This window comes from Sinorhizobium medicae, from assembly GCF_007827695.1.
Taxonomy (GTDB): domain Bacteria; phylum Pseudomonadota; class Alphaproteobacteria; order Rhizobiales; family Rhizobiaceae; genus Sinorhizobium; species Sinorhizobium medicae.
In genome coordinates this window covers 414311-422754 of record NZ_VITA01000005.1, presented here as the reverse complement: position 1 = coordinate 422754, position 8444 = coordinate 414311, and the positions used below count along the sequence as shown (strand labels likewise).

Genomic DNA, 8444 nt, shown 5'->3' with positions numbered 1-8444 from the left:
GCTTTTAAGTCCCATGCTGACCAAATGAAGGAGGCAGGCAAGCCCTTCAAGGTCGTCATCATTGCGCTTGCCCGCAAATTGCTCGCCATCGCAAACGCCATCATCAGGGACAAAACAACCTTCCGACGAACCACCTGACAAACACAGTTGCCAGCCAGTCCAAGTCCCAGCGTTGAAAAAGACGCAGACACAGCGCTGCCGGAGTGCTGCACCAGCAAGCACTGGGAAGACGGTAACAAGCACCAGACACAGCGCTCAGGCCCGCAATGCTCCGGGGAATTTGACTGCCACTCGCATAATCTTGCTGTTATTCTTGACGAAACCATAATGCTATAGAATACGCGTAGGGATTTGAAACAGGGTGTTGCACATGTACCGCGCACTGACGCACGATATCGAGGTGACGGTCGAGCCGTATTACCTCGAAGAACAGTCTGATCCCGACGACAGCCGCTATGTCTGGGGCTATCGCATCATCATAGCGAACCATTCCGACGTCGCGGTCCGGCTGATGACCCGCTATTGGCACATTACCGACGAGAACGGGCAGGTAGACGAGGTGAGCGGGCCCGGCGTGATCGGCGAGCAGCCGCTGCTCAATCCGGGCGATACCTATGAATACTCCTCAGGCTGCCCGCTGGACACGCCATCCGGTGTGATGTTCGGACATTACAGCATGGAGGCGGAAGGCGGGGAGACCTTCAATGTCGCCATTCCCGCCTTCTCGCTTGATTCTCCGGGCCTTGTCCGCACCCTTAACTAGAAAAGCGCCCTCATGCGGCCTGCCGGCCTCCTTCTCCCCGCAAGCGACCGCCTGCCGGGCACGGGAGACTTGAAGCCTGGGCAGCTTCTCACTGGGTACGGACCTCACTCGCCTCGAAGCGGTAGGTCGTCGAACAGAACTCGCAGGTGACCTTGATCAGCCCGTCCTCGACACTGCTTTCGATATCTTCGTCGCCGAGCCCAGTCAGAACATCCCTGATTTTCTCGCGCGAGCAGCTGCAGCGGTCATAGACCGCCTGCGGTTCATAGACGCGAACACCGCGCTCGTGAAACAGCCGGTACAGCAGTCTTTCGGTTCCGACTGTGGGATCGGTGAGCTCATCGGTGTCGATCGTCTCGACCATCACCTTGGCTTCCGCCCATAGATCGTCCTCGTCAAAGATATCCTCGATGTCTGCCTCGCCGTCGCCGCCCGGCAGATCCGGCTGTCGCATCCGGTCGGGCGCATCGGGCAGGAACTGCGCGACCATGCCGCCGGCGCGCCAGCGATGCCGAGGCTTGCCGTTCTCGTCCTTGTCGAGAAGCTCGGCAACGGCGAGACGCACCCTGGTCGGTATCTGCTCCGATTGCCGGAAATAGGCGCCCGCGATCTCCTCGAGCGTCGCTCCGTCAAGCGCGACGATGCCCTGGTAGCGCTGCGTATGCGCACCCTGGTCGATGGTGAAGGCGAGAATGCCGTTACCCAGCAGCTCGTGAGGCTGGGACCGCCCGTTTTTCTCGGCAGCGGCAAGCGCCTCCTCATCGTAGCGGGCATAGGCGCGAACGCGGTCCGGCGTCGAGAAGTCCGCGACAACGAGGTCAACCGGCCCATCACCCTGTGTCTGGACGATCAGCTTGCCTTCGAATTTAAGGGACGTCCCGAGCAGCACTGTCAGCACCACGGTTTCGGCGACAAGCCGGGCTACCGGAAGCGGATAGCTGTGCCGCTCGAGAATTGCATCCAGCATCGGACCAAGTTGAACGGCGCGGCCGCGCACGTCGAGCCCCTCGACCTGGAAGGGCACGACCTGATCGTCACCGGCAAAATCGAACTCGCCGAGTCCCGGCGCTGTTTCTGTCATTGCTTGCTCCTTGCCTCGACCATGATCATCCGAATTGATCCAATCCGGGGATTGTGGCCATGGCCCTTTCAAACTCCATGCGGGCTCCGGACGGAAACTGCCCGCTTCATCTTCATGTCCGCGACCGCCCTATCGAGTGCACCGGCGCACAGCGGTACAACCGTCCGCCCTTCCATTTGATCCCGCCATGAACGAATTTCTCCGCCGGCGTGGCTCGGCGCCGAAGCGCCCTAGATCACCACGCTTTCAGGTCGACGCAAAATCATGAGCGTGATCCACAGCGCCAAGTGCGTGATGGCCGGCACGGGGCCGCTTGCCCGATTTGATGATAGGAAGCGACCGCTTCCCGCCCAAGATTGTGTCGCGCGGTACAGATTTCAAGAGAACGCCTCGCCCGCCCTTTGCGCCTCAGACCGCGCCCATGCACCAGGCAAGAATCGACTTCTGCGCGTGAAGGCGGTTTTCCGCTTCATCGAAGACCACCGACTGGGGGCCGTCGATGACTTCGTCGGTTACCTCCTCCCCGCGATGCGCCGGCAGGCAATGCATGAACACGGCGTCCGGCGCAGCATGCTTCATCAACGCGCCGTTGACCTGATAGGGCTGGAAGACGTTATGCCCGCGGGCGCGGTGCTCCTGGTTCATCGAGATCCAGGTGTCTGTGACGACGCAGTGGGCACCGGCGACCGCCTGCTCCGGCTCGTGGCTAAGCAGGACCTCGCCCCCGTTGTTGCGCGCCCAGTTCAGAAACTTGTCATGCGGTTCGGAGCCGAGCGGCACGGCCATGTTCATACGGTATCCAAAGCGGGCCGAGCCTTCGATCAGCGAGTGAAGCACATTGTTGCCGTCGCCGGTCCAGGCGATCGTCTTGCCCTTGACCGGCCCCCTGTGCTCCTCGAAGGTCAGGATATCGGCCATGATCTGGCACGGATGCGTGTCGTCAGTCAGTCCGTTGATTACAGGCACGGTCGCATGCTCCGCCATCTCCAGTAGCCGGCGGTGGTCGGTTGTGCGGATCATGATCGCATCGACGTAGCGTGAAAGGACCTTCGCCGTGTCCCCGATCGTTTCGGCCCGCCCAAGCTGCATTTCGGTGCCCGACAGAAACAGAGTCTCCCCGCCGAGCTGGCGCATGCCGACGTCGAAGGAAACGCGCGTGCGGGTGGACGGCTTCTCGAAGATCATCGCCAGCATCTTGCCGGCGAGCGGCTTCTCGGCGGTCCCCGCCTTGGTCGCCGACTTGCGGACACGGGCATCGTCGATGATTGTCCTGAGGTCGGTAGCCGCCATGGCCGAGAGATCGAGGAAGTGTCTGGTCATTCTGCCTTGGTTCCTGTCGTAAATCCGTTTGTCGTGGAGCTTAAGCCGCGGCGTGCCCGCTCTTGCCGGCCATCGTTTCCGCGGCGCGCTCGAGCCGCGCCAGCCCCTCGCGCGCCTCGGCCGGGGTGGTGATCAGCGGCGGCAACAGGCGCAGCACGTTTTCGCCGGCCGGAACGGCGAGCAGCTTCTCATCGCGGATTGCCTTCAGGAGATCCGCCGTAGGGACCTTCGCTTTGATGCCTAGCATAAGCCCGTCGCCTCGGATTTCCTCGATAACGTCGGGAAAACGATCCTTCAGGGAAGCGAGCCCCTGACGGAAGACTAGCGCCACCTCGCGCACGTGCTCGAGGAAGCCTTCCGCGAGAACGACGTCCAGCACTGCATTTCCGACCGCCATCGCAAGCGGATTGCCACCATAGGTCGAACCGTGCGTGCCTGCAGCCATACCGGCGGCAGCCGCTTCCGTCGCAAGGCAGGCGCCGAGCGGGAAGCCGCCGCCAATGCCTTTGGCGACGGCCATGATATCCGGCTTTATCCCCGCCCATTCATGGGCGAAGAGCTTGCCGGTGCGGCCGACCCCTGACTGGACCTCGTCTAGGATGAGAAGCAGACCGAACTCGTCACAGAGTTCGCGCAGCCCTTGCATGAACTCTTTCGGCGCCAGCCGAATGCCCCCCTCGCCCTGGATCGGTTCGACCAGGATCGCCGCCGTTTCGTCATTGATCGCGTCCTTGACCGCAGCGATATCTCCAAAGGGGACCTGATAGAAACCCGGCGCCTTCGGGCCGAAGCCTTCGATATACTTCTGCTGACCGCCGGCGGCGATCGTCGCGATCGTGCGGCCATGAAAAGCACCTTCGAAGGTGATGACGTGAAACTTCTCGACATGCCCCTTGGCGTAGTGGTAGCGCCGGGCCGTCTTGATCGCGCATTCGAGTGCTTCCGCACCCGAATTGGTGAAGAACACCCGGTCGGCGAACGTGACCTGGGTCAGCCGGCGTGCAAGGCTTTCCTGGCCCGGGATCTCGTAGAGATTGGACAGATGCCAGACTTTGTCGGCCTGCGCCTTCAATGCCTCGACGAGATGCGGGTGGGCATGACCGAGCGAATTCACGGCAACGCCGGCGGCGAAGTCGAGATAACGCGTGCCGTCTTCGGCAATCAGCCAAACGCCTTCACCTCGCTCGAAACGCAACGGCGCGCGCATATAGGTGTCGTAAAGCGGCGTGGTTGCGGCCATGTTGAACTCTCCTTCATCCCGGCGGCGCATCGGACATTCGGTCCGATAAAATTAAAAATGCCGCCTTGCGGCGGCGAGAGGCACTATTCCCATTTCGCACCGCAATGTCAACAAAACCAAGGTCTGCAGACGCCTCGCGATACCGATCGCGAAGCGTGAAAAAAAGCGCCGCATGGGACTTGCAAAAATGCAACGCTCCGACAGCAAGTTGGGGAAAACCGGAAAATCGATTCGGCGCGATTCCGGCGACTCTTGCCACGGAGTCACCCTGCCGGTAGGTTAATATTCAATTACTAGACGCATGCGGCGGACCTAGTCACCAAAAGTGTTATCGCGTTGAATCTCCGGGCATTTCCCGGGGAGCGGTGATGGATTCCGCCATCCCAACGCCGAGAACGGGGATTGCAGAGATGAACTGGACTGACGAGCGGGTTGAGAAGCTTAAGAAGCTATGGTCGGAGGGCCTGAGCGCCAGCCAAATTGCGGCACAACTGGGCGGCGTCAGTCGCAATGCTGTCATCGGCAAGGTTCACCGCCTGAGCCTGCCCGGGCGCGCCAAGGCCGGTGGGAACACGACCGCCGCCGCTCGGCCCAAGCGGGCGGCGTCCGCGCCTCGCGCACCGAATTATGCCGCGCGCTCCGTTACCCGGACCGTGACGCGGACGGCAGGCGCGACCGCGCTGAAGGAAGATGTGGCACTCGACTTCGCAGTGGACCAGGAGATCGTACGCGACACCAACGTCGTCGTGCCCATGTCGCGGCGGCTGGAGCTCACGGAACTCACCGAACGCACCTGCAAGTGGCCGATCGGCGACCCGCTCAAGGACGAGTTCCATTTCTGCGGCAACGAGTCTCCGGAAGCCTCTCCCTATTGCACCTACCACGCCCGGCTTGCCTACCAGCCCTCAGCCGAGCGCCGGCGCATGCGCTAGTCTTAAGCAGAGCGGGATGAGGAAAAGTCCGCGCGGCTCTCCGTCCGCATCCCGCTCCGAATACGCGATCGGATATGGCGCCGGAAAGCTCCAGCCCTGATATGGAATCGATTGAGATCGGGACTATAAAAGACGTTGAGCCATGGGCGCGGCTTCGGGCTGCACTATGGCCGCATCACTCGCTTGAAGATCATCGGGCTGAGTTGGGCCGGGCTTTTCTTTCGGGAAATGAAGAAGCCGTCGCGTTCATCGCTCGAAATGCTGCGCATGAAGCTATCGGGTTTGCTGAGGCCACTTTGCGGCATGATTATGTGAATGGATGCAGCAGCTCGCCCGTTCTGTTCCTCGAAGGGATTTACGTCCGGCCCGTTGACAGGCGAAAGGGCATCGCACGATTGCTTTGCAATGCCGTCGCCGATTGGGGCAGGTCGCTTGGGTGTGTTGAGTTTGGCTCTGACGCACTGCTTGAGAACTCAGCCAGCCATGCGCTCCATACCGCTTTAGGATTTGAGGAGACTCAGCGCGTCGTGTTCTTTCGAAAGCCCCTGTAGGCCGGTATTGGCCTTCCACGAGGATGGCCTGTCGCGAAACTCACTCGCAAAAGCTGGAGCTTCGCGACGGATGTTTGCTTCGGATAGTATTCTACCTCAGTTCGAGCCCTGGCCGGAAAGCCCCTCCGCAAGCGGTGCCTGCGTCGTCGGCCGTCAGCCTCAGCTTTCCAACGAGTAGCCCGCGCCGCGCACGGTGCGGATGACATCCGGCATATTGGAGAAGTTCAGCGCCTTGCGCAGACGCCCGACATGGACGTCGACGGTCCGTTCGTCGACATAGATGTCGTGCCCCCAGACACCGTCCAGAAGCTGGGAACGGGAGAAGACACGTCCCGGAGAGGACATGAGGAATTCCAGCAGCCGGAACTCCGTCGGGCCGAGGCGCACTTCGCGGCTGCGGCGATGCACCCGGTGCGTCTCCCGGTCGAGCTCGATATCGCCGCAGCGCAGGAGCGTCGACAGGACCTCGGGCTTGGCTCGCCTGAGCATCGCCTTGACCCTCGCCATCAGTTCCGGCGTCGAGAACGGTTTGACGACATAGTCGTCGGCGCCGGTCGCAAGGCCCCGCACGCGCTCGCTTTCCTCGCCGCGCGCCGTCAGCATGATGATCGGAAGGCGCTCCGTCTCGGGCCGCTGGCGCAGCCTGCGGCAGAGCTCGATGCCGGAAACCCCGGGCAGCATCCAGTCGAGAATGAGAAGGTCGGGCAGGCGCTCCTGCAGGCGGATTTCCGCCTCGTCGCCGCGAAGGATAGTGTCAACCTCGAAGCCTTCCGCCTCGAGATTATAGCGCAGGAGAACGCTCAGGGCTTCCTCGTCTTCGACTACGGCAATCTTCGGCAACATTCAGCAGGACTCCTTCCTACGCACGACAGCCGGCATGGCGCCGCGCACGGTCCAGATCACGATGAGTTCAGGCGGGGCGCGTGGCCGAACCTCAGTCCGTCACGGAACCCAATGTGGACGTCATGTCGTCCTTCGGCCGTTCGCCCTGCGGTTGGGCTCCGGTCGCCATGTAGTAGATCGTTTCGGCGATGTTGGTCGCGTGATCGCCGATGCGCTCGATATTCTTGGCGCAGAAGAGAAGATGCGTGCACGGCGTGATATTGCGCGGGTCTTCCATCATATAGGTCAACAGTTCCCGGAAGAGCGAGGTGTAGATCGCGTCGATCTCCTCATCGCGTTCGCGAATGCTGTTCGCCTTTTCCGGCGAACGCGAGGCATAGACGTCCAGCACTTCCTTCAGCTGAACGAGGGCGAGTTCGGCCAGATGCTCGAGACCGCGCGCAAGCTTGCGCGGTATGCCCGAACCGGCAACCGCAATCACGCGCTTGGCGGTGTTTTTTCCAAGATCGCCTACGCGCTCCAGGTCCGCCGCGATACGGATCGACCCCATGATCTCACGGAGATCCGACGCCATTGGCTGGCGTTTTGCGATGGTGATGATCGCCTTTTCGCCGATCTGCCGCTCCGCATCGTCCAGAATGGCGTCGTCGGAGATCACCTTCTGGGCCAGAGCGAGATCGGAATTGACGAGCGCGCGGACGGAATCGGCGACCATCTGCTCGGCAAGCCCTCCCATCTCGGAGATACGGCGCGTGAGATATTTCAACTCTTCGTCGAAGGCGGACATGATGTGTGCGTGAGACATATTCGTTTCCTCGGGACACGCGCTGCTCTGAACGGGCTCGGTCGGCCTCGCACCGAAAGGGACGGCAAACCGCCGCTCCTCTCCGCTCTCAGCCGAAGCGGCCCATGATGTAGTCCTGGGTGCGCTGATCGTCCGGGTTGGTGAACATTTTGTCGGTATCGTTCTCCTCGACAAGGTTGCCGAGATGGAACATGGCCGTACGCTGCGACACGCGCGCCGCCTGCTGCATCGAATGGGTGACTATGACGATCGTGAAATTCGCCCGCAATTCGTGGATAAGTTCCTCCACTTTCGCGGTCGCAATCGGATCGAGAGCCGAACAGGGTTCGTCCATCAATATGACTTCCGGACTGACTGCGACGGCGCGGGCGATGCAAAGGCGCTGCTGCTGCCCCCCGGAAAGGCCGGTGCCCGGCTCGTGAAGGCGGTCTTTGACCTCGTTCCAGAGGCCGGCCTTCTGCAGGCTCGTTTCCACGACCGCGTCGAGTTCGGCCTTGGTGCGCGCCAGGCCATGGATGCGCGGACCGTAGGAGACATTGTCATAGATCGATTTAGGGAAGGGATTGGGTTTCTGAAACACCATCCCGACGCGTGCGCGAAGTTCCACCACGTCGATCGACAGATCGTAGATATCGTCCTCGTCCAGCGTGATCTTGCCGGTGACGCGGCAGTTCTCGATCGTGTCGTTCATGCGGTTCAAAGTGCGCAGAAACGTCGATTTGCCGCAACCGGAGGGACCGATCAGCGCCGTAACGGTATTCTCGCGAACGTCGAGATTGACGTCGAAAAGCGCGCGCTTCTCGCCGTAATAGACCGACACGTCCCTGCCGACCATCTTGAAGGGCACCGTATTCATTTTCTGGTCAAGAGCCTTTTCGACTGCAGCTTCCGACATGATGTTCATTGTCC

The 8444-nt window shown here is 61.3% G+C and carries 10 protein-coding genes; 3 read left to right on the top strand and 7 right to left on the bottom strand.

All coding sequences use genetic code 11. From position 1 onward, the window contains the following. The first annotated feature begins 370 nt into the window (after window positions 1–370). Window positions 371–763, top strand: a complete 393-nt coding sequence (apaG, locus tag FB009_RS11690) for a Co2+/Mg2+ efflux protein ApaG (RefSeq protein WP_011974342.1) — start codon at window positions 371–373, stop codon at window positions 761–763. A gap of 88 nt (window positions 764–851) precedes the next feature. Here apaG and FB009_RS11685 read toward each other — a convergent pair whose 3' ends face one another. The 4 genes from FB009_RS11685 to FB009_RS11670 all read right to left on the bottom strand — a co-directional run bounded on the left by FB009_RS11685 (window position 852) and on the right by FB009_RS11670 (window position 4663). After that, window positions 852–1844, bottom strand: coding sequence for an Hsp33 family molecular chaperone (locus FB009_RS11685; RefSeq protein ID WP_011974341.1), 993 nt, complete (start codon window positions 1842–1844; stop codon window positions 852–854). A 408-nt stretch (window positions 1845–2252) separates the two neighbouring features. Continuing rightward, window positions 2253–3164 carry an ornithine carbamoyltransferase gene (gene argF, locus FB009_RS11680; protein ID WP_011974340.1) on the bottom strand — a complete coding sequence of 304 codons (912 nt, stop codon included), beginning with the start codon at window positions 3162–3164 and terminating at the stop codon, window positions 2253–2255. A gap of 40 nt (window positions 3165–3204) precedes the next feature. After that, window positions 3205–4404, bottom strand: coding sequence for an aspartate aminotransferase family protein (locus FB009_RS11675; RefSeq protein WP_011974339.1), 1200 nt, complete (start codon window positions 4402–4404; stop codon window positions 3205–3207). A 13-nt stretch (window positions 4405–4417) separates the two neighbouring features. Continuing rightward, the gene (locus tag FB009_RS11670; protein WP_127574806.1) at window positions 4418–4663 is read right to left on the bottom strand and encodes a hypothetical protein; all 246 of its coding nucleotides are present in this window, start codon (window positions 4661–4663) and stop codon (window positions 4418–4420) included. Window positions 4664–4814: 151 nt separating this feature from the next. Between FB009_RS11670 and FB009_RS11665 the strand changes: the two genes are divergently transcribed. Both FB009_RS11665 and aac(6') read left to right on the top strand, forming a co-directional pair. After that, a complete protein-coding gene (locus tag FB009_RS11665) occupies window positions 4815–5336 on the top strand; it encodes a GcrA family cell cycle regulator (RefSeq protein WP_024312611.1) in 522 nt (173 codons plus the stop codon). Between the two features lie 101 nt (window positions 5337–5437). Continuing rightward, a complete protein-coding gene (gene aac(6') / locus FB009_RS11660) occupies window positions 5438–5887 on the top strand; it encodes an aminoglycoside 6'-N-acetyltransferase (RefSeq protein ID WP_024325590.1) in 450 nt (149 codons plus the stop codon). A 159-nt stretch (window positions 5888–6046) separates the two neighbouring features. Here the strand turns inward: aac(6') and phoB are convergent, their stop codons facing one another. From phoB to pstB, 3 genes are all read right to left on the bottom strand, one after another. Continuing rightward, a complete protein-coding gene (gene phoB / locus FB009_RS11655) occupies window positions 6047–6730 on the bottom strand; it encodes a phosphate regulon transcriptional regulator PhoB (RefSeq protein WP_003530178.1) in 684 nt (227 codons plus the stop codon). A gap of 91 nt (window positions 6731–6821) precedes the next feature. Next, window positions 6822–7535: a phosphate signaling complex protein PhoU gene (gene phoU / locus FB009_RS11650; protein WP_011974336.1), complete on the bottom strand. Its 714-nt coding sequence runs from the start codon at window positions 7533–7535 to the stop codon at window positions 6822–6824. Between the two features lie 88 nt (window positions 7536–7623). Further along, window positions 7624–8439 (bottom strand): phosphate ABC transporter ATP-binding protein PstB, encoded by an 816-nt coding sequence (gene pstB / locus FB009_RS11645; RefSeq protein ID WP_011974335.1) that lies wholly within the window; start codon window positions 8437–8439, stop codon window positions 7624–7626. Between the last annotated feature and the right edge of the window lie 5 nt (window positions 8440–8444).

Coding starts and splice junctions, on each gene's coding strand:
- apaG (WP_011974342.1), top strand. CDS start 371: ATGTACCGCGCACTGACGCACGATATCGAGGTGACGGTCGAGCCGTAT.
- FB009_RS11685 (WP_011974341.1), bottom strand. CDS start 1,844: ATGACAGAAACAGCGCCGGGACTCGGCGAGTTCGATTTTGCCGGTGAC.
- argF (WP_011974340.1), bottom strand. CDS start 3,164: ATGACCAGACACTTCCTCGATCTCTCGGCCATGGCGGCTACCGACCTC.
- FB009_RS11675 (WP_011974339.1), bottom strand. CDS start 4,404: ATGGCCGCAACCACGCCGCTTTACGACACCTATATGCGCGCGCCGTTG.
- FB009_RS11665 (WP_024312611.1), top strand. CDS start 4,815: ATGAACTGGACTGACGAGCGGGTTGAGAAGCTTAAGAAGCTATGGTCG.
- phoB (WP_003530178.1), bottom strand. CDS start 6,730: ATGTTGCCGAAGATTGCCGTAGTCGAAGACGAGGAAGCCCTGAGCGTT.
- phoU (WP_011974336.1), bottom strand. CDS start 7,535: ATGTCTCACGCACACATCATGTCCGCCTTCGACGAAGAGTTGAAATAT.
- pstB (WP_011974335.1), bottom strand. CDS start 8,439: ATGAACATCATGTCGGAAGCTGCAGTCGAAAAGGCTCTTGACCAGAAA.